Genomic DNA, 21,903 nt, shown 5'->3' on the forward strand with positions numbered 1-21,903 from the left:
AGGAGGTTTTCAGGCCGGCGGCACCAGCGCGCCGAAGGCGTCGAGCAGGATGCGGGCGCGGAAGGGCTTGACGATCACGCGGGTGACGGCGCGTTCGCGCAGCGCGGCCAGCAGTTCGCCGGTGCAGTTCTCCGCCAGCACCGCGATAGGCATATTGCGCTGGCTGGCCGAGTCGCCCTCGCGGATCTGGTCCAGCAGGCCCAGGTCGATGGCCTCGCCGCTGTTGACGGCGATGATGGCGCCGCAAAAGCTTTGCTGGCGCAGGATCTGCCGCGCCAGCGCCGCGCTGGCCGCCTCGTGGATGTCGGCCAGGCCCAGCGAGCGCGCAGTCAGCGCCACGGTCCGGCGCAGCATGGTCTCCGGCTCCACCAGCAGCATGGGCGGCTGGCGCGCTTTGCTGTGCTCAGGCATGGCTGGCCTCCTGTTGCGATTGCAGCTCCTGCATGACCAGGCCGCGCAGCGTGGAAAGGATGGCCATTTCCACGTCGTCCAGCTGGCGCGGTCTGGTGTCGATCAGGCATATCGTGCCGAGCGCGTAACCGTTCGGCAGCAGCAGCGGGGCGCCGGCGTAGAAGCGGATATGCGGCGGGCCGGTCACCAGCGGATTGTCGGCAAAGCGCGGGTCTTGCGCCGCGTCCCGCACCTCCATGATTTCGGCGCGCATGATGGCGTGGCCGCAGAACGAGATGTCGCGCCCCGTTTCGCAGGCATCCAGGCCCACGCAGGACTTGAACCATTGCCGGTCGCTGTCGAGCAGCGAGATCAGCGCAATGGGGACATCGAACTCCATGGCGGCAAATTCTACGATCTTGTCGAAACGTTCCTCGCGCGGCGTGTCGAGGATGAGCAGGGCGTACAGGGCGGCGATGCGCTCTGCCTCGTTGGGCGGAGTGGGGGCTGCGAGCATGGCTGGTATCCATTCGGGCAATGCGCACACTCTACCACCATCGTTACAATTTAGTCACCCCGTTTGCGTTGGACTTCTGGCAATATTCCCGGGAGATTAATGATGGGGGCGGGGTATGCGAAAAGCGGGACTGGGGCAGTGGATCAAGCGCGTGGCGCTCACCTTGTTGCTGTTGCTGGCCATACTGGTACTGGCCCTGTGGTTCTTCCTGCGCGGCAGCCTGGCACAGCTTGACGGCCGCCGCACCGTGCCTACGCTGAGCGGCAGCGTGAACATCGCGCGCGACGGCCAGGGCATACCCACCATCAGCGGCGGCGACCGCAAGGACGTGGCCTACGCCACCGGTTTCGCCCATGCCCAGGACCGCTACTTCCAGATGGATTTGCTGCGCCGCGTGGCGGCCGGCGAACTGGCCGAGCTGTTCGGGCCGCGCGCGCTGCCGGTGGACAAAGAGCACCGCTTGCACCGCTTCCGCGCGCGCGCCGAGGCGGTGCTGCAAGCCATGCCGGCCGGCGACCGCGAACTGCTGGCGCGCTACGCGGCGGGCGTGAACGACGGTGTGAACAGCCTGGGTACGCGGCCGTTTGAATACGCGCTGATACGCGTGAGCCCGCGCCCGTGGAGCGAGGCCGACTCGCTGCTGGTGATCTGGGCCATGTATTTCGATTTGCAAGGCGGCCAGGAGGCGCGCGAGCTGGCGCGCGGCTGGCTGAAGGAGCACGCCACGCCGGAACAGCTGGCGGTGCTGCTGCCCGAGTCCACCCAGTGGGATGCGCCGCTGGACGCGGCCTCCGTGCCCGCGCCGGACGCGCCGTTCCCGGATCAGGCGCCCGCATGGTGGGGCAGGGCTACGGCCAAGGAATCAGCCCGGATAGCCGGCCTGGCAGGGGCGGACGGCGGCGGCGCGGCCGAGCTGCGCGGCATGGTGGGCAGTAACAACTGGGCGGTGGCCGGGAGCCGCAGCCAGGACGGCGGCGCCATCGTGGCGGACGATATGCATTTGGGCCTGCAACTGCCGCACATCTGGTACCGCGCGGTGCTGATGGTGCCGGACGGCCACGGCGCCACGCGCCGCGTGGCGGGCGTGACGCTGCCCGGCGTGCCGCTGGTGGTGGCAGGTTCCAACGGCCACGTGGCCTGGGGCTTCACCAACAGCTATGGCGACTACGCCGACCTGGTGACGCTGGAGACGGACCCCGCGCAGCCGGGCAAGCTGCGTACTCCCGCCGGCTGGGAAAGCCCGGCGGTGCATGAGGAGATCATCCTCGTCAAGGATGCCGCCGCCGAGAAATTCACCGTGCGCGAAACCTCGCTGGGGCCGGTGCGCGAAGTGGCGGGCCGCAGCTACGCCGTGCATTGGGTGGCGCACGCCAGGGAAGCGGTGAGCCTGGCCGCAGGCCGGCTGGAAATGGCCACCACGCTGGACGACGCGCTGGCCGTGGCCAAGCGCTCCGGCCTGCCGGCGCAGAACTTCGTGGCCGGCGACAGCAAGGGCAATATCGGCTGGACCATCGCCGGCCCGCTGCCGCGCCGCGCGCAGCCCGGCCTGGCGTCCACCTTCCCGCTGGCGGGCGAGACCCTGGCGGCAGGCTGGCAGGGGCTGCTGGCGCCGGAAGCCTATCCGGTGGTGCGCAATCCGGCCAGCGGCCAGCTGTCGACCGCCAACAGCCGTTTGCTGATGGGCGCGGACGCCGCCAAGCTGGGCGACGGCGGCTTCGACCTCGGCGCGCGCGCCCACCAGGTGCGCGACAGCGTGGCCGCGCTGGGCGCCAAGACGAATGAGAAGGGCGTGTACAGCGTGGCGCTGGACGACCGCGCGCTGTTCCTGGCCGGCTGGCGCGAACGCGCGCTGGCTGCCCTGGACGAGCAGGCCGTGGCGGCGGGCGGCGCCAATAGCGCGCAGCGCGCGGCGGCGCGCGAGCTGCTGAGCAAGAACTGGAGCGGGCACGCCAGCGTGGACTCGGCGGGCTACCGCATTGCGCGCGGCTTCATGTGGTCGATGTATGAGCTGCTGTACGGCGGCGCCAGCGCGGAGATGGGCAAGCTGGCCGACAAGGCGGACATGGCGGCAGCCAGCGCGCGCTGGCCGGTGGTGGTGGCGCGCCTGCTGGACGAGCAGCCGGCCGGATGGCTGCCGCCGCAGTACGCCAGCTGGAAGGATCTGCAACTGGCCGCCATCGACCGCACCGTGGCCGCCATGACGAAGGAAGGCAAGCCGCTGGCCACGGCCACCTGGGGCGAGCGCAATACGCAGGACATCGCGCATCCCATCGCCTCGGCGGCGCCCGCGCTGCGGCGCTGGCTGTCCGCGCCGGGCGACCAGATGCCGGGCGACAGCCACATGCCGCGCGTGGCGGGCCGCAAGTTCGGCCAGTCAGAGCGCATGGTGGTCTCGCCGGGCAAGGAGGAGCAGGGCATCTTCAATATGCCGGGCGGGCAAAGCGGCCATCCGCTGTCGCCGTACTTCCTGGCGGGCCACGCGGACTGGGTGAGCGGCAAGGCTACGCCTTTCCTGCCCGGCCCTGCACAGCATATGCTGACGTTCGTCAAGGTGGTGAACTAGGCCGCAACCGGCTGCGCCGATGCGGCGCGGCTGGTATCCGCGCCGGGCTGCTGCGTGCCATGGATGCCGAAGCAGGCCCGCAGCAGCGGCACCCTGCGCACGGCCTCGAAGATGGCGAAGCTGAACGTGAGCGTGAGCAGCACCAGCAGCAAGCCTTCCTTGGCTGGCTGCATGCGGGCCGGCTGCATCAGGTGGGCGAACACGATAATCAGCGTCTGGTGCACGATGTAGACCGGGAACACCGCCTGCGACAGGTAGCGGCGCTTGGCGCTGTCGAATTGCAGGTGGCGGTGGCCGAAGCCGAGTACCGCCAGCATGGCGCTCCACTGCACCAGGGCGTACACCACGCGCTGCGCCTGGATCAGCGGCATGATGTCGGCCGGGTTCATGTTCTCGGTCAGCGCGTAGTAGGCGATCAGCATGCTCCAGCAGCCCAGGGCCACGCCCAGCGACACAAAGCGCATACCCTCCATGCGCTGCCAGACGGCGCGCTCCTGCTGCATGCCGAGCAAGGCGCCCAGCAGGAACAGCGGCAGATACTGAGCGTGGTTGTACCAGTCCACCACCAGGTTGTGCGTGGACGGGTAGCTGCCGAACAGCGTCACGCGGGCCAGCGCCAGGGCGGCGACGGGCAGGGCGACCAGTTTCCATCCGGTGAGCGCCTTGCACAGCCGGTCCGACACAGCCTGCAAGCGCGGACCGAAGGCTGCGGCCATGGCGCCCAGCAGCAGCGTGTACACCCACAAGTAGGTGACAAACCACAGGTGGTTCCAGGTCGGCAGGTCCAGGCAGGCGCCTTCCTTGCAGAAGCCGTGGTAGCGGGCCAGGTAGAGCTTCATGAAGTCCAGGTAGCTGCCGCTGTAGCCCAGCTTCTCGACCACCTCGCAGTAGGATTGCGGCGGCACTACCACCAGCATGCCGAAGACCAGCGGCAGCAGCAGGCGCGCGCTGCGCTGGCGCAGGAAGGCGGCGGTAGTGAGCTTTTTCATCAGGTAGGCCGCCGCCACGCCGGACACCAGGAACAGCAGGCCAAGGCGCCAAGGCGAGGACAGCATCATCAGCGGTTCGATGGCGTCGCTGGCGAAAGGGCTTTTAATGTGAAAGTCCCAGGTCACGTAGTACATGCCGGTGTGGTACAGGATCAGCAGGAAGAATGCGCAGATGCGTATCCAGTCGAGGAAATACAGTCGGCTTGGGTGGGTGTTCGGCATGGCTGTCTCCACGTTGCGGGTTGCGATGAAGACAAGCTTATGGCCGTGCCGCGCGGCGGGCCAGCGAAATGGGGCGAGGCGGGGGCGGCCTGGGGCGAGCCGGGGGCTCAGCCCCGGCCGGCGAGCTGGGCCAGCAGGGCGGGGCGGTACTGGCGGCTGAGCGGGGCGCGGGCGCCGCCGTGCAGCAGCAGTTCGCCGTCGCCCTTGTCGTCCACTTCGACGGCGGCGACGGCGGACAGGCGCACCGCGCCGCGCCTGTGGCAGCGCAGGAAGTCCGGGCCAAGTTTTTCCAGCAGGCCGGCCAGCGTCTGGCGCAGCAGGGGCTGGCCGCCGGGCGTGTGCAGGATGACGTAGTTGTCCGCCGTTTCTATCCAGCTGATGTCCTCCACCTTGACGATGCGCGTGGCGCCGCGCTCGGGCACCAGCAGCTGGCGTACCGGCGGCATGGCCATTGCCATGGCGGCGGGAGCCTCGGCCGGGGTGCTGGCGCGTTCCATGGCCAGGCGCATGCGCAGGCGTTGCATGGCGCGCTGCAGGCGAGCCTGGTCGTAAGGCTTGAGCAGGTAGTCGATGGCGTTGGCGTCGAAGGCGCGGATGGCGTATTCGTCGTAGGCGGTGACGAAGACGATCAGCGGGGCAGGCGTGGGCAGCGAGGCGGCCACGTCGAAGCCGCCCACCTCGGGCATCTGGATATCGAGGAAGATGGCGTCCGGCGCGCAGGCGGCTGCGCGTTCCAGCGCTTCCACGCCGTCGCGCGCCTCGTCGATGGCGCTGACGTCCGCTTCCAGCGCCAGCAGGCGGCGCAGCTTGTCGCGCGCGGGGCGCTCGTCGTCGACGATCAGCACGCGCATGGCAGCCTCACTTCGGCGCACACGCCGGCCGGTTCCAGCTGCAGCAGTTGCAGCGAGCCCGCGCCGCCGTGCAGCACTTTCAGCCGTTCGCGCAGGTTGCGCAGGCCGATGCCGCTTCTTGCCGCGCCGGAGGATGATGCTGCCAGGCGCCCGCTGTCGTCCGCGATGCGCAGCAGCAGATGTCCGCCTTCGCGCTGCGCGCTGATGGCGATGGCCGTGGGCTGGCGGCGCTGCTCCACCGTGTGCTTGAACACGTTCTCCAGCAGCGGCTGCATGCTCATGAGCGGCACCTGGCAGCCCAGCAGCGATTCGTCGATGTCCCAGGTGATGCCGACCCTGTCCTCGAAACGCTCGCTCATCAGGTGGGCATAGCCGCGCAGCAGGCGCAGTTCGGTGGCCAGCGGCGCCTGCTGCTGGCCCGAGTGGTCCAGCGTGGCGCGCAGCACGTCGGCCAGCTGCATCAGCGTGGCGTCGGCGCGCGCCACGTCGGTGTGCATCAGCGAGGAAATGGTGTTGAGGGCGTTGAACAGGAAGTGCGGCTGCATCTGCTGCGTGAGCTGCTGCAACTGCGCCTGGCGCAGCAGCGTGTTGGCCTGCGCCGCCCGCAGGCGCTCCTCCAGCAGCGCGCGGTAGGACAGCAGGCCAAACTGGATCAGCACGAACAGGCCGAAGAACACGGTGATCTTGATGTCCTCGTACAGGAACACCTGCGGCCATGCTTCGTGCTCGTAGGACTGCCCGGCCAGCGCATACACGGCGTGCCGGATGCCGAAAGCCAGCGGTACGAAAGCCAGCCAGTACACCGGCGCCCACAGCAGCTGAACGCCGGCCCAGCGCAGCGGTGCGGCCATCAGGTGGTCGTAGCGCCGCGTGTGGCGGCGCTGCAGCACCATCAGCACGGTGGCCACCACCGCCGACGAGGACTCCCACAGGATGGGCTTCCAGACCGCGTGCTCGCCGTCGCGCAGCGCGTCCTGCACGGCGGTGAGCACCATCATGCTCCAGAACAGCAGCCAGGCGGCGGACAGGGCGAAGGTGGCGCGGCGGTTCTGCATGGCTTAGCGGAAGCGCGTTTCGCTCAGGTCGATCTCGCGCACCAGCTTGCGCGCGGTTTCGTCCGAGATGTGGTCGTGCCGCGCCAGGTTGAAGATGGCCTTGCGCTCGGCGTGCAGCGCCGCCATGCGCAGCGCCTTTTCCGCCATGTCCAGCTTGCGGAACTGGCGCGCCTGCTCCACTTCGGTGTGCTCGACCAGGCGGTGCCGGTACAGCGCGATCACGCGGCTGGCGGCCTGGGGGTAGAGGTCCGCGTCCACGCTGGTGGACATCAGTTCGATCTGCGCCCGTTCGATAGCGGCGATGGCCGCGTTGGCCGCCACTTCGCGCGCGCGGTCCTCTTCCTGGCTTTCTTCCGAGTCCTCAGGAAAATCCACGCCGCTCAGGATGCGCGGCAGGCCGATGCTGGCCGCCAGCAGCGACAGCAGGATCACCGCGCTGGCCAGGAAGATGGTGAGGTCGCGCGCGGGGAAGGGCTGGCCGCCGGGCATGAACAGCGGCAGCGTCATCACGCCGGCCAGCGTAATGGCGCCGCGCGCGCCGGCCAGCGACGTGGCCAGCAGCAGGCGCCAGTGCGGCGGCGCGGCGTCGTGGCCCATGCGGCTCTTGCGGAACAGCGTGAGCTTGAGCGCGGTCCACACCCAGGCGAAGCGCAGCACCATCAGGCCCAGGGTGATGGCGAAGGCGTACAGCACCAGCCACCACGGATTGACGTGGCCCACCGCCTCCAGCGAGGCGCGCGCACCCTTCAGGATGCTGGGCAGCTGCTCGCCCAGCAGCACGAACATCACGCCGTTGAGGGAGAACTGCACGGTGTCCCACACGGCGGAGCGCTGGATGCGGGTGGCCGCCAGCGCGTGGCCGCCCAGCTCCACATAGCTCATGGTGACGCCGGCCGCCACCGCCGCCAGGATGCCGGACGCGTTCAGGTGTTCGGCCAGCAGGTAGGCGCCGAAAGGCATCAGCAGGTTGACCAGGATGGGCGAACCGGACGGCTCGCCGAAATGGCGCGTCAGCCAGCGCTGCGCCAGCGCGATCAGCAGCGTGACGCCCACGCCCATGCCGATGCCGCCGGCCACCAGCCACACGAAGGTGAGCGTGGCCGAGGTGAGCGAGAAGGTGCCGGTCAGTGCGGCGGCCACGGCGAAGCGGAAGCACACCAGGCCGCTGGCGTCGTTGAGCAGCGATTCGCCTTCGAGAATGTGCATCAGGCGTTTTGGTATCGGCGTGCGCGAGGCGATGGCGGAGACGGCCACGGGGTCGGTGGGCGAGATGATGGCGGCCAGCGCAAAGGCCACCGGCAGCGGCATGGCCGGTATCATCCAGTGGATCAGCAGGCCCATGCCCAGCACGGTGAACACCACCAGGCCGAGCGCCAGTTGCAGGATCACGCCGCGGTCGCGCAGCAGGCCGCTTTTGGGGATGCGCCAGCCGTCCAGGAACAGCAGCGGCGGCAGGAACAGCAGGAAAAAGAATTCGGGGTCGAGCGCAATGCCGTGGCGCGAGAACGCGGCAACGACGAAGCCGAGCGCGATCTGCATCAGCGGCAGCGGCACGGCCACGGGCAGCAGGCGCACCAGGTAGGCGCTGCCGACCACGGCCAACAGCATGGCCAAGACGGTTTCTATTGCATCCATTCATGTCCTTATTTCAACGTGGTGCAATTATATAGTCGGCCCTACTGGCGAGGCTGCAAACTTTCTGTCATAATCTTGCCTTCTGCGGGAGTAGCTCAGTTGGTAGAGCGCAACCTTGCCAAGGTTGAGGTCGAGAGTTCGAGACTCTTCTCCCGCTCCAGAATTCAGAAAAAAGGAAACCTCAGGGTTTCCTTTTTTTTATCCCGGCGCAATTGCAACATCGGCGGGCGAAATGTTTCGTTGTATAGGGCAATATCGTTATACTGATTGCAGACCTTGCAATGGAGACGATCCCTATGAATTCTGTTCAACAAGAAATTGACGAACGCAGTAACTTAACCAACTCCAACAAGTTCGAACTGCTGCTGTTCCGCCTGGGCGCCGACGCCAATGGCGAGCATTCGGAGCTGTACGGCATCAACGTGTTCAAAATCCGCGAAATCGTGGCCATGCCGGAAGTGACGGCGGTGGCCGGTTCCGCGCCCCATATGCTGGGCGTGGTCAACCTGCGCGGCCAGATTATTTCCGTCATGGACCTGCCCGGCATCGTGGGTGTCACGCCGAAGACCGGCTTGAACATCATGCTGGTGACCGAGTTCGCACGCACCACGCAGGCCTTCGCGGTGGAATCGGTGGACGAGATTGTGCGCCTGGACTGGGGCCAGGTGCTGTCCGCCGAGGGCAGCACGGCCGGCGGCATGGTCACCAGCATCGCCCGCCTGGACGGCGACGTGAACAACACCCGCCTGGCGCAGGTGCTGGACGTGGAAACCATCCTGCGCAAGATGGTGCCGAACGAAGGCAAGGACGTGGACCCGGAAACCATCGGCCCGAAACTGGCGCTCAAGGCCGGCACCATCATTTTGGCGGCGGACGACTCGGTGGTTGCGCGCAGCCTGATCGAGCAGGGCCTGACCGCCATGGGCGCGCCTTTCGTGATGACCAAATCCGGCAAGGAAGCATGGGAACGCCTGCAGCATATCGCCGACGGCGCCAAGGCCGAGGGCATCCCGGTCGAGGACCGCGTGGGGCTGATCCTGACCGACCTGGAAATGCCGGAAATGGACGGATTTACGCTGACCCGCCTGGTCAAGCAGGACGCCCGTTTCAGCAAGATTCCGGTCGTGATCCATTCCTCGCTGTCTGGCAAGACCAATGAGGACCATGTCAAGGGCGTGGGCGCGGACGCCTACGTTGCGAAGTTCGTGGCGGAAGACCTGGCGGAAACCATCCGCAAGGTGCTGCACAAGTAAAGTAGGCAAGTTGGCAGCATTGCCCGTCAAATAACGCTATCATGGCCAGGTCGTACTTTTCCAACCAAGTGGGAGATGACCGTGGCAGCCAAGCAGATACTGTTATTGACGGGCGATTACGCCGAGGACTACGAAACCATGGTGCCGTTCCAGGCACTGCAAATGGTGGGCCACACGGTGCATGCCGTGTGTCCGGGCAAAAAGAGCGGGGAGAAGGTCAAGACCGCCATCCATGACTTCGAGGGCGACCAGACCTACACCGAGAAGCCGGGCCACCAGTTCGCCCTGAACGCCAATTTCGATGATGTGAATGTGGCCGCTTACGACGCGCTCGTGATCGCGGGCGGGCGCGCGCCGGAATATCTGCGCTTGAATCCGCGCGTGCTGGAGATCATCCAGCAGTTCGCGCAGGCATCCAAGCCGATCGCGGCGGTGTGCCACGGCGCGCAGCTGCTGGCGGCGGCGGACGTGATCAAGGGCCGCAGGATTTCCGCCTACCCGGCTTGCGCGCCGGAAGTGAAGCTGGCGGGCGCCCAGTATGCGGATATCGCGGTGGACAGCGCCGTGACGGACGGTATTTTCGTCACCGCGCCGGCATGGCCGGCCCATCCGCAATGGCTGGGGCAGTTCCTGGCGCGGCTGGGGACCGAGATCAAGCTATAGGCGGCGCTCGGCGGGTTACGGCGGCGCGCCGCCTAACCCGCCCTACGCAGAGAGCAAGGATCGTAGGGCGGGTTAGGCGGAACGCCGTAACCCGCCAAGATTGGCCGCGTGGAAGCGCAAATGATCCTCGATAAAGCTTGAAATGAAGTAGTAGCCGTGATCGTAGCCCGCATGCCGCCGCAGTTGCAGCGGCTGCGCGGCCTGCTTGCACGCCTCCTCGAACGCTTCCGGATACAGCTGCTCGGCCAGGAACTTGTCGCCCAGGCCCTGGTCTATCAATATGCCTTGCGGGAAGGGCGTGCTGGCAGCGGCCATCAGTTCGCTGGCGTCATGCTTGCGCCATGCGGCCTGGTCCGCGCCCAGGTAGCCGCCGAACGCTTTCTTGCCCCACGGGCAGCGGGTCGGCGCGGCGATGGGCGCAAAGGCCGATACCGAACGGAACACGTCCGGCCGCTTCAGCGCCAACGTCAGCGCGCCGTGGCCGCCCATGGAGTGGCCGAAGATGCCCAGCCGCGCCGCGTCCACCGGCAGTTCCTGGGTCACCAGCCCGCGCAGCTCATGCAGATAGCTTTCCATGCGGTAGTGCTTGCTCCACGGCGCTTCCGTTGCGTCGATGTAGAAACCGGCGCCGGCGCCGAAGTCCCACGCATCCGTTTCGCCGGGCACGCCGGCGCCGCGCGGGCTGGTGTCCGGCGAGATCAATATCAGGCCCAGCTCGGCCGCCACGCGCTGGGCGCCGGCCTTGATGGGGAATGTTTCCTCAGTGCAGGTCAATCCTGCCAGGTAGAACAGCGCGGGCAGCGGCGCGTCGTCCTTGCTTTCCGGAATGAAAACCGAAAATCGCATCGGCAGGCCTATTGTGGCGCTATCGTGCTTGTAAAAGCGCTGAACGCCGCCGAAGCAACTATGTTCGCTAATGAGTTCCAGCATGGGGATTCCTTCTCGTGCATTGGTCTGGCCATGATTCTAACCCGGGCTAGGGTGCGACGCGATTTAACGGAATGCAATAAACTGTGTACTGATTTTGCATTGGAGGAAATATTTATGCCGGATTTAGTAGTTATCACGGCCGAACTGGCCTGGCCTATTGCAATCGCCCTGGCCTGGCTGGCGGGGGAAATCATGCACCGCTGGTCCGGCGTACCGCGCATCAGCGTGTACGGCCTGGTCGGCTTCGCGGTGGCCCAAGCCTTCCCGGACCTGTACACCAGCGACAGCTCCAGCCCCGTCACCATACTCGCCAACGTGGCCTTCGGCCTTATCCTGTTCGAGTTCGGCTACCGCATCAATCTCAATTGGCTGCGCCTGAACCCGTGGATCGCCGTCACCGGCCTGGTCGAATCGGCTGCCACCTTCGGCGTGGTGTATGTCATCGGCAACCTGTCCGGCATGCCGCCGCTGACCTCGCTGCTGCTGGCCTCGCTGGCCATGTCCAGCTCGCCTGCCGGCGTGCTGCGCGTGATTAACGAGCAGAACAGCGCAGGCCAGGTCACCGAGCGGGTGCTGCACCTGGTTGCCATCAACTGCGTGCTGGCGGTGTTCGTCTTCAAGGTGGTGGTGGGCGTGTGGGTGTTCCAGACGTCCGGCAGCCTGGGGCAGGCCATTTCGCACAGCGCCATCGAGCTGCTGGCCTCGGCCGTGCTGGGCGCCGTGTTCGGGGTGGTGATCCCCGCGCTACTGCGCCAGCTCGGCCATGTGCAGCGCGACGGCACGGTGGCCTTTGCGCTGGCCGTGGTGCTGCTGGTGGCGATCACGCACGCGGCCAATCTGTCGCCGGTGCTGGCCACGCTGACCTTCGGTCTGATGGCGCGGCACCGCCGCATTTCCTTCAGCCGCACCGAGCGCAATTTTGGCGCCATCGGCGAGCTGCTGACGGTGCTGCTGTTCGTGTTCGCCGTCACCACGCTGGACTGGGAGCGCGTGGTGGCCGGCGCCGGCCTGGCCATCGTGCTGCTGCTGGCGCGCTTTGTCGTCAAGACCGTGGCGGTGGCCGTGTTCGCGCACCCGGGCGGGGTGACCTGGCGCAAGGGGGCGCTCACCGGGGTGGCGCTGGCGCCGATGTCGGTGTTCGTCATCCTGCTGCTGGAGCAGACCAAGAGCATGGGCATCGTGCTGGTCGACGAGCTGGCCGCGCTGGCCGCGATGACGCTGCTCATGGAAGTATTGGGCCCCATCTTCACGCAGTACGCGCTGGTATGGGCCAAGGAAACGCCGCAAGAGGAGGACGCATAAATGGCGCTTGAACAATTCAAAAATTCCCAGCCGCTCACCATGGGCGTGGAGCTGGAACTGCAGCTGATCAGCCATGCGGACTATGACCTCACCGCGTCCAGCCCCGACCTGCTGCACCTGCTGAACCGCAAGCCTTTTCCGGGCAATGTGACGCCCGAGATCACCGAGAGCATGATCGAGATTAACACCGACGTGCACACCAACCATACCGAGATGGTGGCGCAGCTGCAGCTGATCCGCGACACGCTGGTGCAGGCCTGCGAGAAGCTCAACATCGGCATCTGCGGCGGCGGCACGCACCCCTTCCAGAAATGGTCCGAGCGGCGCATCTTCTCCAAGCCGCGTTTCAAGGAAGTGTCGGCGCTGTATGGCTATCTGGCCAAGCAGTTCACCATTTTCGGCCAGCACGTGCACATCGGCTGTGCCAGCGGCGACGACGCGCTGTTCCTGCTGCATTCGCTGAGCCGCTACGTGCCGCACTTTATCGCGCTGTCGGCCTCGTCGCCGTTTGTGCAGGGCGGCGACACGCTGTTCAACTCCGCGCGCTTGAACTCCGTGTTCGCCTTCCCCATGAGCGGCCGCGCGCCCTTCACCTTGAGCTGGGACGACTTCGAGCACGGCTACTTCGCCAAGATGGAGCATACCGGCGTTATCAAGAGCATGAAGGACTTCTACTGGGATATCCGTCCCAAGCCGGAATACGGCACCATTGAGCTGCGCGTGTGCGACACGCCGCTGACGGTGGAGCGGGCGGCGGCGCTGGCGGTGTACCTGCAGGCGCTGTGCCGCTACCTGCTGGAGCGCCACGAGGCTGCGCCGGAGGAGGACGACTACCTGGTCTACAACTACAACCGCTTCCAGGCCTGCCGTTTCGGGCTGGACGGCACCATCGTGCATCCGAAGACCTATGAAAGCCTGTCGCTGCGCGAGGACATCCTGACCACGCTGCGCAAGATGGAGCCGCACGCGGAGGCGCTGGGCGGCAGCGCCGGCCTGGCGCACCTGGTGCAAGTGACGCATACCGGCAGCGACGCCCAGTACCTGCGCGACCAGTTCAGGGAAAGCGGCAGCGTGGAAGGCGTGGTGGACGCGGCGGTGAACCGCTTCCGGGGCTAAGGCACGGCGGGTTACGGCTGCGCCTAACCCGCCCTACGGTTTTTCGACACACGGATATTCGGTATCGCGTAGGGCGGGTTAGCGCAGCGTAACCCGCCGTCCCCGAGCCGCTACAAGCGCGGGTTGCTAAAAGCGGGTCTCGCGGGCCACGCGCAGGAAGTTGTCCAGTATCGGCGTGCAGTCCAGCAGTTCCACGCCGCCCGCGCGGTGGAACTCCGGGTGCCACTGCAGGCCCATGACAAAAGGCGCCTTGGTGTAGCGGATGGCCTCCACCATGCCGTCCGGGACCGAGCGCGCCTCCACCGTCATATCGCGGCCCAGGTTTTTTACCGCCTGGTGGTGGATGGAGTTGACCATCGCCTGGCCGCTGCGCATCTTCAGCATGCGGCCCAGCGAAGCGCCTTCAGGGAAGGCGATTTCGTGGCGGTGGCGGTCGTAGTCGTCATGCACGTGGGCCATGGCGTCCGGCACGTCGGAGGCGATATCCTGGTACAGCGTGCCGCCGAAGGCCACGTTGATCAGCTGGCAGCCACGGCAAATGCCCAGCACCGGTTTGCCCGCCTCCACGAATTCGTGCAGCAGCTCCAGCTCGTACATGTCGCGCGCGCGGTCGCCGCTCCATTCCGGCCGCGTGGGCGATTCCGCATAGCTTTGCGGCGACACGTCCGCGCCGCCTTGCAGCACCAGGCCGTCCAGGTGGCGCGCGTAGTCGCGCAGGCGGATATTCGATGGATGCAGCAGGCCGTCCGTGTTCACGGTCGGTATCATGAACACCAGCACGTCGCGCGACATGACCCACTGCGCGATGGACTCTTCGAGGTATTGCAGGTTCTTGCTGCGCAGGCCCTTGGCGCCGGCCTCCGGATGGAAGATGCGGGCCGACACGCCGATGTGCAGCGGGCGCTGGATGATGTGGCGCGTGGCCGCCGCCGCAATGCGCCGGTAGCGCGCCATGATGATGCGGCCCCACAGGCTGAACACCGTGTCGCCCGGGTCCAGGTAGCGCGGCGTTCCCATCTGGTCGCCGTGGCGGCGTTCATGGCGGCGCTCCTGGCGCCGCGGATCGTGATCTCCGGTACTCATGCAAACTCCCTTAGTGCGCAAGCATGGTTTTACCACACGCCGCCGTTACGGGTCGCCCGGCTGGCGGGCTCAGTGTTTGAAATAGAGTTCGTGCAAGCGCGCCAGCGTGACATTCGCCGCCGCCTCGGACAGCGCCACCTTCCCGCCTTGCAGCAGGTAGACATGGTCGGCAATGGCCAGCGCGCGCTCGGTGTTCTGCTCGACCAGGATAATGGTGCGGCCTTCGGCCTTGAGCCGCGCCAGGATCCCGAACAGCTCGTTCACCAGCAACGGCGCCAGGCCCAGCGAAGGCTCGTCCACGATCAAGATTTTCGGGTCGGACATCAGCCCGCGCGCCATCGCCAGCATCTGCGCCTCGCCGCCGGACAGCGATCCGGCCAGCTGCTTGCGCCGTTCGCGCAGGCGCGGAAACATCTCGTATGCGGCCTCCAGCCGCGCCGCCACGTGCGGGCGGTGCGCCTTGTTGAAGGCGCCCACGATCAGGTTTTCCGCAACGCTCATGTCGCGGAACACCATGCGGCCCTCGGGCACCATGGCCAGGCCACGGTCGGCCATGTCCCAGGTCGGCGTGCCGTCCAGGCGCTTGCCGTGCAGCGTGATTTCACCCTGCTTGAGCGGCAGCAGGCCCATGATGGCGCGCAGCAGCGTGGTCTTGCCCGCGCCGTTCTGGCCCACGATGGCGGTGAGCCGGCCCGGCTGCATGGCCAGCGACACGTCCCACAGCACGTTGATGGCGCCGTAGCCGGCGCGCACATTGCTCAGTTCAAGCATGGCCGTCCCCCGTACCTGCGCCGGTATAGCTCTTGATGACGGCCGGATCGCGGAACACCTCGTCCGGCGTGCCGTCGGCAATCAGCTCGCCGAAATTGAGCACGGCCACGCGCGGGCACAGGCTGCTGATGGTCTCGATATCGTGCTCGATGATGACGATGCCCACGCCGAAGCGCTGCTGCATCTCCTTGAGCATGCCCATGAAGCGCCGCTTGCCGCTGGTTTCCAGCCCGGCCAGCACTTCGTCCAGCAGCAGCAGGCGGGGATTGGTGGCCAGCGCCTTGGCTACCTCCAGCGCTTTCAGCTCGGTCAGCGCCAGGCTGGTGGCGGCGTCGCGCCGAGCCTTGCCGGCAAGGCTGGTGAAGTCCAGTATCTCGTCGATGCGCGCCATATCCACCTTGCCGGTGCCGAAGCGCTGCGCCACCACCAGGTTCTCGCGCACCGTCAGCTCGTGCATGGGCTGCGGAATCTGGAAGGTGCGGCCTATGCCCAGGTGCGCGCGCTTGTGCATGGGCGCGCGCATCACGTCGCGGCCGTCGAAGCGTATCGCCCCGGCGGTGGGCTTCACCAGGCCGGAGATGGCGTTGAACAGCGTGGTCTTGCCCGCGCCGTTGGGCCCCACCAGGCCAAGCACGCCGCTGCCGTCCATGCGCAGCGAGACCGCGTTGACGGCGGTGAGGCCGCCGAAGCGCACCGTGAGCCGGTCCAGTTCAAGCAGGGGATCAGGCGCGGCCACGTCTGCGCCTCCTTCCAAAGCCGCGCAGCAGCGGCATCAGGCCGTTGGGGCTGAGGATAATCATCAGCACCAGCAGCACGCCCAGCACCAGCTGGTGCCCGGTGGGCAGCAGTTCCTTGAACAGCAGCTGGTCCGCCAGCGACACGAACACGGCGCCCGCGATCGGCCCGGGAATGGTGCGGTAGCCGCCGAAAATCGCCGCCACGATGGGCAGCGTTACCCACAGGCCGTTGAAGGCGTAGTCCGGCTCCAGGAAGTTGATGGTGTGCGCGTTGAAAGCTCCCACCACGCCCGCCATGAAGGCGGACACCATCAGCATGGCCGCTTTCAGCAGCGTGCTGTTGACGCCCACCACGCGGGTGGCGTCCTCGCTGTCGTGCATGGCGCGCAGGGCCAGGCCGTAGTGGCTGGCGCGGATGGCGGCATAGATGAAGGCGAAGGCCACCACGATGGTCAGGATGATGAGGTAGGCGCCGGCCTTGCCGCTGAAGTCGTAGCCCATCAGCGTGGGCAGTCCCGGAATATTGGCCAGCCCACCCGCGCCGCGCGTGACCGAAGTCCATTCGGTGGCGATGATGCGGAATATGTGGGCGTAGGCGAGGATGGCCAGCGCGAAGTAGGGGCCGCGCAGGCGCAGCACCGGCAGCATGGCGATGGAGGCGGCCGCCGCGCCCGCTCCGCCCAGCAGCATGGCGGGCAGCACCGGCACGCCGAGCCGCATGCTGCACAGCGCGGACACATAGGCGCCCACGCCGAAAAAGGCGGAGTGGCCGAAGCTGATCATGCCGCCCAGGTTGCCCAGCAGCGCCCACGACAGCGCCACGCCGCCCGTCACCAGCGCGGCCACGATGGTGCTCATCACGTAGTTGTTGCCCGCCAGCGTAAGCGGCACCACCAGGTAGGCCAGTATCAGCGCGGACAGCACGCCGCTGTGTATCTTCATCCGCGCCTCCGGGCCGCGCCGAACAGGCCGTTGGGCATAACGAACAGCACCAGCAGGAATAGCGACATGCCCGCCAGTTCCTGCAGCGCGGAGCTGGCCAGCGTGACGGTGAGCGCTTCGCACACGCCAAGCAGGACGGCGCCCAGCAGCACGCCGGGAATCGAGCCCACGCCCGCCAGCACGGTGATGATGAAGGCCTTGACCGTGAGCGCGCTGCCGTAGGAAGGCTGGATCACGCCGTAGCTGAACAGCGCCACGCCCGCGAACGCGGCCAGGATGCCGGCGATGATGAAGGACACCAGCTCCACCTTGCCGGGATTGATGCCCATCAGCTTGGCGGCGTCGCGGTTGCTGGCCACGGCGCGCAGCGCACGGCCGTACCAGCTGCGCGAAAGCCACCACCACAGCGCCGCCAGCAGCGCCAGGCTGACGCAGAAGAAGATGGCTTCGCTGCGCATGCTGTACAGCGGGCCGATGACCAGCGCTTCCTGCAGCCAGCTGGAGCTGGTGGTGCGGATGTCGGCCTTCCAGGTGATCAGGATGGCGTTGGTGAGGATGATGCCGATGCCGTAGGTGAGTATCAGCGAGTTGATCTCGCGGTCCTTGTTGATGCGCCTGACGGTCCAGTACACGCACACGGACGCCAGGCTGACCAGCACCAGCGCCACCGGAATGGCGAACACCGGGCCCAGGCCCGCCTGCGATTCCACCGTGTAGGCGATGTAGGCGGCCAGCAGCACCAGCTCGCCGTGCGCGAGGTTGATGATCTTCATGGCGCCGAACACCAGCGCCAGGCCGAGCGCGATCAGCGCGTAGGAGCCGCCTTGCAGCAGGCCGGAATACAGCGCTTGCAGTATCAGTTCGGTCATCAGTTCAGCGTACCGCGCTTACCAGGGCACGGCCGGGTAGGCGATCTTGCCGGTGGCGCCGGCTTTCGGCCAGACGATGACGATCTTCTTGTCCTGGTGCTGGCCCATGCGGTGCACGAAGTTGGGGTTGTCGCCGTTGGCGGAGAACTGCACCTTGCCGATCAGTGTTTCGCGGCTGGTCTTGCGCATTTCCTCGGCGATGCCGCCGGTCTTCACGCTGCCTTTGTCGGCGGCGCGGGCGATGGCTTCGAACAGCAGCATGGACTGCACGTAGCCGAACTGGCCCAGGTAGTCCGGCTCTTTCTTGTACAGCTGCTTGTAGGTTTCGGAGAAGGCCTTGCCGTCCGCCGACTCAAACGTGGCGGGGTAGGGCAGCAGCGCGGTGCCGAACACATTGGGCATCAGGTCGGGGAATTCGGACGCCATCTTGGGCGTGGCCAGCGACCACACGCCCACCATGGCCTTCACGGCGGGCTTGAGCACGCGCGCGGCGCGCAGTATGCCCACGTAGTCGTTTTCGTAGCCGGACATCAGCACCAGCTCGGACTTGTCCTGCAGCTTGATCTTGTTGATGATGGGCTTGAAGTCGGTAATGGCCGGGTCGAAGGAGTGCGAAGCGGCCTTGATGCCTTTCGCTTCGAGCGCCTTCTGGATGTTTTTGGCCAGGTCGGACGTGGCTTCCTTGGTGGAGTAGATGATGGAGACCGATTTGGCGCCCACGTCGTCTATCAGTCCCAGCACGGCTTTCTCGTAGCCAGCGGTGTTATTGATGCGGAAAAAATTCTTGCGCCCGCTGGAGACCAGGCTGTCGTCCACGCCGCCGGAGGTGATGTAGACCAGGTTCAGTTTATTGGCCGCGTCGGACGCCGGAGCGATATTGTTGGAGCCGTAGCCTCCGGTGATGGCGACCACGCCCTGGCTGTGCAGCTTCTCCACGGCGGCGATGGCCTTGGCCGGGGCGGATTCGTCGTCCACGGTGATGATTTTGATCTTGTGCTTGCCGTTGGTTCGGTTGAAGACTTCCGCCGCCACCATCACGCCTTCCTGCATGCCGGCGCCCACGCGCGCCAGGGAGCCGGTGAGCGGCAGTTCGGCGCCGACCAGGAATTCTTCCGCGCGCGCGCCGGCCAGTGCTGCGGACAACAGGGATGCCAGGGCGATTTTCTTGTACAGGCTATTCATTGTTTTGTCTCCTTGGTTTGGGCCGCTTGTTGGGCCAGCGTGCGCAGCTGGCTTTTTAATATCTTGCCTGTGGCGGCTGCCGGCAATGATGGCATGGGAATGATCTCGGCGGGGCATTTATAAGGCGCCAGTGCTGCGGCCAGGTGGGCGTGCAGTTCGCCCTCCAGCACTTCCGGCTGGCCGGCGTGGCGCGGATCGAGTTCCACGTAGGCGATGACTTCCTCGTCGCCGCCGGCCACGGTGCGGCCGACCACCGCCGACTGCGCCACGGCGGGATGCGCGTTCAGCACCGTTTCCACTTCGAGCGGATAGACGTTGAAGCCGGAGCGGATGATCAGCTCCTTGCTGCGGCCGACGATGAAGAGCGCGCCGTCCGCGTCCTGGCGGGCGACGTCGCCGGTGTTGAGCCAGCCGTCCGCGTCGATGGCGGCGGCGGTCAGCGACGGTTCCTTGTAGTAGCCGAGCATGACGTTGGGCCCGCGCACCCACAGCTCGCCGGTGGCGTCCTGCGCCGGGACTATGCGGGTCTCCACGCCGGGAATGGCGTAGCCCACCGAGGTGTCGCCGCGCGGGGCGTCCAGGCGGGTCTGGCTGATGGTGGGCGAGCTTTCCGTCATGCCGTAGCCGTTGTGCAGCGGCTGGCCGAGCAGCGCTTCGGCCTGGCGCTTGAGCACCGGGTCCAGTGGCGAACCGCCGGCGTAGATGAAGCGCAGGCTGGCGCCCAGCGTCTCGCGCCGGGCCGCGCCATCCGCGCCCGCGCCCGCGCCGGGCTGGCCGAGTATTTCAAGCAGCCGCGCATACATGGCGGGCACGCCTTGCAGTATGGTGAGCTGGTCTTCGCGCAGGGCGCGCAGCAGCGCGTCGGCATTGAAGCGGGGCTGCAAATGCAGGCAGGCGCCCGCGTACAGAGTGCCCAGCATGACGGATGCCAGGCCGTAGACGTGCGAAATCGGCAGCACGCCGTAGGCGCGGTCGGCAGGCGTGAGGCCGCGCAAGGTGCTGGAGACGGCAGCCACGAACAGCAGGTTGCGGTGCGACAGCATCACGCCCTTGGACTGGCCGGTGGTACCGGTGGTGTAGATCAGCGCCGCCGGCTGCCGCGCGCTGAAGTCCGCGCCGGCGGCCACAGGTTCCGGCTGTGCCGCTTCGTTCAGAGGACCTATCATCCACTCGCCGAACAGCCAGGATTCCCGCTGCGCGCCATCGCGCTCGCCGTGCGCTGCCGCCTCCGGCGACGCCGCCGTTGCTGCTCCCGCCGCCGATCCGCAGCAATAAATTACGCGCCGCGCGCCGGAATGCTCGCGGAACTGGGCGATCTCCCGCGCCGACAAGCGGCTGTTCGCGTTCACGGCCCACGCATCCATGCTGGCCGCCGCGAAGATCAGCGCGATCTGGGCGACGCAGTTCTCCGCCACCACCATCAGCCTGTCCCCCGGCCGCACGCCCAGTTCGCGCAGCCGCTGCGCAGTGGCATCCACCGCCGCCGCCAGTTCGCCGTAAGTCCAAACCCGCTCGCCTTCGCGCAGCGCGGGCGCATGCGGCGCGCGTTCGGCCCAGCGGCGCGGAATGTCGCTGATGCGCGGCGGCAGGCCGGCGAGGAGGGCGGCAATATCCATCAACCCTGCGCCGCCTTGATCATGTTGCGCGCAATGACGATCTGCTGGATCTGCGAAGTGCCCTCGTATATGCGGAACAGGCGGACGTCGCGGTAGAAGCGCTCCGCCGCGTACTCCGAAATATAGCCAGCCCCGCCGTGTATCTGCACCGAGCGGTCCGCCACGCGCCCGCACATCTCGGATGCGAACAGCTTGCTGCACGAGGCCTCGGTGGAGATGTCCAGCCCCTGGTCGCGCTTGCGCGCCGCGTCCAGCACCATGCAGCGGGCCGCGTACAGTTCCGCCTTGCTGTCGGCCAGCATGGCCTGGATCAGCTGGAAGTCCGCAATGGCGTGGCCGAACTGCTCGCGCTCCATGGCGTAGCGCAGCGCATCCTCCAGCATGCGCTCGGCCGCGCCCACGCACACGGCGGCAATGTGCAGCCGGCCCTTGTCCAGCACCTTCATGGCCGTCTTGAAGCCCACGCCTTCCTTGCCGCCGATCAGATTGGCGGCCGGTACGCGGCAGTTCTCGAAGATCACGTCGCAGGTATGCGCGCCGCGCTGGCCCATCTTCTTGTCCGTCTTGCCCAGGCTGAGGCCCGGTGTGCCGCGCTCCACGATGAAGGCGGAAATGGCGCCCGCGCCCTTGCGCGTTGCATCCGTGCGCGCCATGACGGTGTAGATGCTGGCCTCGGGCGCGTTGGTGATATAGCGCTTGGTGCCGTTGAGGATGTAGTGGTCGCCGTCGCGCACGGCGGAGGTGCGCAGCGAGGCGGCGTCCGAGCCGGAGCCGGGTTCGGTCAGCGCGAAGGAGCCGATGATGTCGCCCGCCGCCAGCCGGGGCAGGTAGTGCTGCTTCTGCTCCTCTGTGCCGTCGATGACGATGCCCTGCGAGCCGATGCCGTTGTTGGTGCCGATCAGCGAGCGGAATGCGGGGGAAGCGTAGGCGATCTCGAACGCCACCAGCACTTCCTCCTCCATGGTCAGCTGCAAGCCGCCATAGGCTTCGGGGATGGACAGGCCGAACAGGCCCAGTTCGCGCATCTGCGCCACCACGGCGGGAGGAATCTGGTCGGTCTCGGCAACCTCCTGCTCCTGCGGCAGCAGCACTTCGCGCACAAAGCGGCGCACGCCGGCGAGCAGCAGGTTCAGGGTTTCTTCGTCGCGTATCATCGTGGTCCCGTGGGAGGGGTTGCCTGGGCGGGTATCGTATCGACCCGGTGGCTCCACTGTCAA

The 21,903-nt window shown here is 66.8% G+C and carries 20 protein-coding genes and 1 tRNA gene; 6 read left to right on the plus strand and 15 right to left on the minus strand.

The features are described from left to right. Positions 1 to 9 precede the first annotated feature (9 nt). On the minus strand, positions 10 to 411 hold the full coding sequence (locus tag GTP77_RS02780; protein ID WP_161070639.1) for a response regulator: 402 nt from the start codon (positions 409 to 411) through the stop codon (positions 10 to 12). Further along, a complete protein-coding gene (locus tag GTP77_RS02785) occupies positions 404 to 907 on the minus strand; it encodes a GAF domain-containing protein (protein WP_161070640.1) in 504 nt (167 codons plus the stop codon). Before GTP77_RS02785 ends, GTP77_RS02780 begins: the two co-directional genes overlap by 8 nt. Before the next feature lie 115 nt (positions 908 to 1,022). On the opposite strand from GTP77_RS02785, the gene GTP77_RS02790 reads away from it, so the two are divergent. Next, positions 1,023 to 3,470: a penicillin acylase family protein gene (locus GTP77_RS02790; protein WP_161070641.1), complete on the plus strand. Its 2,448-nt coding sequence runs from the start codon at positions 1,023 to 1,025 to the stop codon at positions 3,468 to 3,470. Here GTP77_RS02790 and GTP77_RS02795 read toward each other — a convergent pair. From GTP77_RS02795 to GTP77_RS02810, 4 genes are all read right to left on the minus strand, one after another. After that, the gene (locus GTP77_RS02795; protein ID WP_161070642.1) at positions 3,467 to 4,681 is read right to left on the minus strand and encodes an acyltransferase family protein; all 1,215 of its coding nucleotides are present in this window, start codon (positions 4,679 to 4,681) and stop codon (positions 3,467 to 3,469) included. The two genes, GTP77_RS02790 and GTP77_RS02795, sit on opposite strands and share 4 nt — an antisense overlap. Before the next feature lie 107 nt (positions 4,682 to 4,788). After that, the gene (locus tag GTP77_RS02800) at positions 4,789 to 5,532 is read right to left on the minus strand and encodes a LytR/AlgR family response regulator transcription factor (RefSeq protein ID WP_161070643.1); all 744 of its coding nucleotides are present in this window, start codon (positions 5,530 to 5,532) and stop codon (positions 4,789 to 4,791) included. After that, entirely contained in the window at positions 5,520 to 6,587 is a 1,068-nt protein-coding gene (locus GTP77_RS02805) for a sensor histidine kinase (RefSeq protein WP_161070644.1), read from the minus strand. Before GTP77_RS02805 ends, GTP77_RS02800 begins: the two co-directional genes overlap by 13 nt. A gap of 3 nt (positions 6,588 to 6,590) precedes the next feature. Beyond that, on the minus strand, positions 6,591 to 8,222 hold the full coding sequence (locus GTP77_RS02810) for a Na+/H+ antiporter (RefSeq protein WP_161070645.1): 1,632 nt from the start codon (positions 8,220 to 8,222) through the stop codon (positions 6,591 to 6,593). 84 nt (positions 8,223 to 8,306) lie between these two features. Between GTP77_RS02810 and GTP77_RS02815 the strand changes: the two genes are divergently transcribed. The 3 genes from GTP77_RS02815 to GTP77_RS02825 all read left to right on the plus strand — a co-directional run bounded on the left by GTP77_RS02815 (position 8,307) and on the right by GTP77_RS02825 (position 10,138). Further along, positions 8,307 to 8,382 (plus strand) — tRNA-Gly (locus tag GTP77_RS02815). Between the two features lie 136 nt (positions 8,383 to 8,518). Further along, positions 8,519 to 9,475 (plus strand): chemotaxis protein, encoded by a 957-nt coding sequence (locus GTP77_RS02820; protein WP_161070646.1) that lies wholly within the window; start codon positions 8,519 to 8,521, stop codon positions 9,473 to 9,475. Positions 9,476 to 9,556: 81 nt separating this feature from the next. Next, positions 9,557 to 10,138, plus strand: a complete 582-nt coding sequence (locus GTP77_RS02825; RefSeq protein WP_161070647.1) for a DJ-1/PfpI family protein — start codon at positions 9,557 to 9,559, stop codon at positions 10,136 to 10,138. A 72-nt stretch (positions 10,139 to 10,210) separates the two neighbouring features. On the opposite strand, the gene fghA is transcribed toward GTP77_RS02825, so the two are convergent. Further along, positions 10,211 to 11,068, minus strand: a complete 858-nt coding sequence (gene fghA / locus GTP77_RS02830; RefSeq protein WP_161070648.1) for an S-formylglutathione hydrolase — start codon at positions 11,066 to 11,068, stop codon at positions 10,211 to 10,213. A gap of 114 nt (positions 11,069 to 11,182) precedes the next feature. On the opposite strand from fghA, the gene GTP77_RS02835 reads away from it, so the two are divergent. Together GTP77_RS02835 and GTP77_RS02840 are read left to right on the plus strand one after the other, a co-directional pair. Then, complete coding sequence (locus tag GTP77_RS02835; RefSeq protein WP_161070649.1) at positions 11,183 to 12,370, plus strand: cation:proton antiporter; 1,188 nt, start codon at positions 11,183 to 11,185, stop codon at positions 12,368 to 12,370. Beyond that, entirely contained in the window at positions 12,371 to 13,486 is a 1,116-nt protein-coding gene (locus GTP77_RS02840; protein ID WP_161070650.1) for a YbdK family carboxylate-amine ligase, read from the plus strand. A gap of 126 nt (positions 13,487 to 13,612) precedes the next feature. Here GTP77_RS02840 and GTP77_RS02845 read toward each other — a convergent pair whose 3' ends face one another. From GTP77_RS02845 to GTP77_RS02880, 8 genes are all read right to left on the minus strand, one after another. Beyond that, complete coding sequence (locus GTP77_RS02845) at positions 13,613 to 14,569, minus strand: gamma-glutamyl-gamma-aminobutyrate hydrolase family protein (RefSeq protein WP_228893194.1); 957 nt, start codon at positions 14,567 to 14,569, stop codon at positions 13,613 to 13,615. 69 nt (positions 14,570 to 14,638) lie between these two features. Beyond that, positions 14,639 to 15,340: an ABC transporter ATP-binding protein gene (locus tag GTP77_RS02850; RefSeq protein ID WP_161070651.1), complete on the minus strand. Its 702-nt coding sequence runs from the start codon at positions 15,338 to 15,340 to the stop codon at positions 14,639 to 14,641. Then, complete coding sequence (locus GTP77_RS02855; protein ID WP_161070791.1) at positions 15,333 to 16,058, minus strand: ABC transporter ATP-binding protein; 726 nt, start codon at positions 16,056 to 16,058, stop codon at positions 15,333 to 15,335. The genes GTP77_RS02850 and GTP77_RS02855 overlap by 8 nt, the downstream gene beginning before the upstream one ends. A 4-nt stretch (positions 16,059 to 16,062) precedes the next feature. Further along, complete coding sequence (locus GTP77_RS02860) at positions 16,063 to 17,019, minus strand: branched-chain amino acid ABC transporter permease (RefSeq protein ID WP_161070652.1); 957 nt, start codon at positions 17,017 to 17,019, stop codon at positions 16,063 to 16,065. Further along, on the minus strand, positions 17,016 to 17,888 hold the full coding sequence (locus GTP77_RS02865; RefSeq protein ID WP_161070653.1) for a branched-chain amino acid ABC transporter permease: 873 nt from the start codon (positions 17,886 to 17,888) through the stop codon (positions 17,016 to 17,018). The genes GTP77_RS02860 and GTP77_RS02865 overlap by 4 nt, the downstream gene beginning before the upstream one ends. 18 nt (positions 17,889 to 17,906) lie before the next feature. Then, a complete protein-coding gene (locus GTP77_RS02870; RefSeq protein ID WP_161070654.1) occupies positions 17,907 to 19,070 on the minus strand; it encodes an ABC transporter substrate-binding protein in 1,164 nt (387 codons plus the stop codon). Continuing rightward, positions 19,067 to 20,686 carry a class I adenylate-forming enzyme family protein gene (locus GTP77_RS02875; protein WP_161070655.1) on the minus strand — a complete coding sequence of 540 codons (1,620 nt, stop codon included), beginning with the start codon at positions 20,684 to 20,686 and terminating at the stop codon, positions 19,067 to 19,069. The genes GTP77_RS02870 and GTP77_RS02875 overlap by 4 nt, the downstream gene beginning before the upstream one ends. Beyond that, a complete protein-coding gene (locus GTP77_RS02880; protein ID WP_161070656.1) occupies positions 20,686 to 21,840 on the minus strand; it encodes an acyl-CoA dehydrogenase family protein in 1,155 nt (384 codons plus the stop codon). Before GTP77_RS02880 ends, GTP77_RS02875 begins: the two co-directional genes overlap by 1 nt. Positions 21,841 to 21,903 lie beyond the last annotated feature (63 nt).

Source organism: Pseudoduganella aquatica, assembly GCF_009857595.1.
In the GTDB taxonomy this organism is placed as follows: domain Bacteria; phylum Pseudomonadota; class Gammaproteobacteria; order Burkholderiales; family Burkholderiaceae_D; genus Rugamonas; species Rugamonas aquatica_A.

Bases quoted from the DNA above. Each gene is read 5' to 3' on its own strand.
- GTP77_RS02790 (WP_161070641.1), top strand. From the start codon at position 1,023: ATGCGAAAAGCGGGACTGGGGCAGTGGATCAAGCGCGTGGCGCTCACC.
- GTP77_RS02865 (WP_161070653.1), bottom strand. From the start codon at position 17,888: ATGACCGAACTGATACTGCAAGCGCTGTATTCCGGCCTGCTGCAAGGC.
- GTP77_RS02840 (WP_161070650.1), top strand. From the start codon at position 12,371: ATGGCGCTTGAACAATTCAAAAATTCCCAGCCGCTCACCATGGGCGTG.
- GTP77_RS02860 (WP_161070652.1), bottom strand. From the start codon at position 17,019: ATGAAGATACACAGCGGCGTGCTGTCCGCGCTGATACTGGCCTACCTG.
- GTP77_RS02810 (WP_161070645.1), bottom strand. From the start codon at position 8,222: ATGGATGCAATAGAAACCGTCTTGGCCATGCTGTTGGCCGTGGTCGGC.
- GTP77_RS02780 (WP_161070639.1), bottom strand. From the start codon at position 411: ATGCCTGAGCACAGCAAAGCGCGCCAGCCGCCCATGCTGCTGGTGGAG.
- GTP77_RS02820 (WP_161070646.1), top strand. From the start codon at position 8,519: ATGAATTCTGTTCAACAAGAAATTGACGAACGCAGTAACTTAACCAAC.
- GTP77_RS02875 (WP_161070655.1), bottom strand. From the start codon at position 20,686: ATGGATATTGCCGCCCTCCTCGCCGGCCTGCCGCCGCGCATCAGCGAC.
- GTP77_RS02880 (WP_161070656.1), bottom strand. From the start codon at position 21,840: ATGATACGCGACGAAGAAACCCTGAACCTGCTGCTCGCCGGCGTGCGC.
- GTP77_RS02835 (WP_161070649.1), top strand. From the start codon at position 11,183: ATGCCGGATTTAGTAGTTATCACGGCCGAACTGGCCTGGCCTATTGCA.
- GTP77_RS02795 (WP_161070642.1), bottom strand. From the start codon at position 4,681: ATGCCGAACACCCACCCAAGCCGACTGTATTTCCTCGACTGGATACGC.
- fghA (WP_161070648.1), bottom strand. From the start codon at position 11,068: ATGCTGGAACTCATTAGCGAACATAGTTGCTTCGGCGGCGTTCAGCGC.
- GTP77_RS02845 (WP_228893194.1), bottom strand. From the start codon at position 14,569: ATGAGTACCGGAGATCACGATCCGCGGCGCCAGGAGCGCCGCCATGAA.
- GTP77_RS02870 (WP_161070654.1), bottom strand. From the start codon at position 19,070: ATGAATAGCCTGTACAAGAAAATCGCCCTGGCATCCCTGTTGTCCGCA.
- GTP77_RS02850 (WP_161070651.1), bottom strand. From the start codon at position 15,340: ATGCTTGAACTGAGCAATGTGCGCGCCGGCTACGGCGCCATCAACGTG.
- GTP77_RS02805 (WP_161070644.1), bottom strand. From the start codon at position 6,587: ATGCAGAACCGCCGCGCCACCTTCGCCCTGTCCGCCGCCTGGCTGCTG.
- GTP77_RS02785 (WP_161070640.1), bottom strand. From the start codon at position 907: ATGCTCGCAGCCCCCACTCCGCCCAACGAGGCAGAGCGCATCGCCGCC.
- GTP77_RS02800 (WP_161070643.1), bottom strand. From the start codon at position 5,532: ATGCGCGTGCTGATCGTCGACGACGAGCGCCCCGCGCGCGACAAGCTG.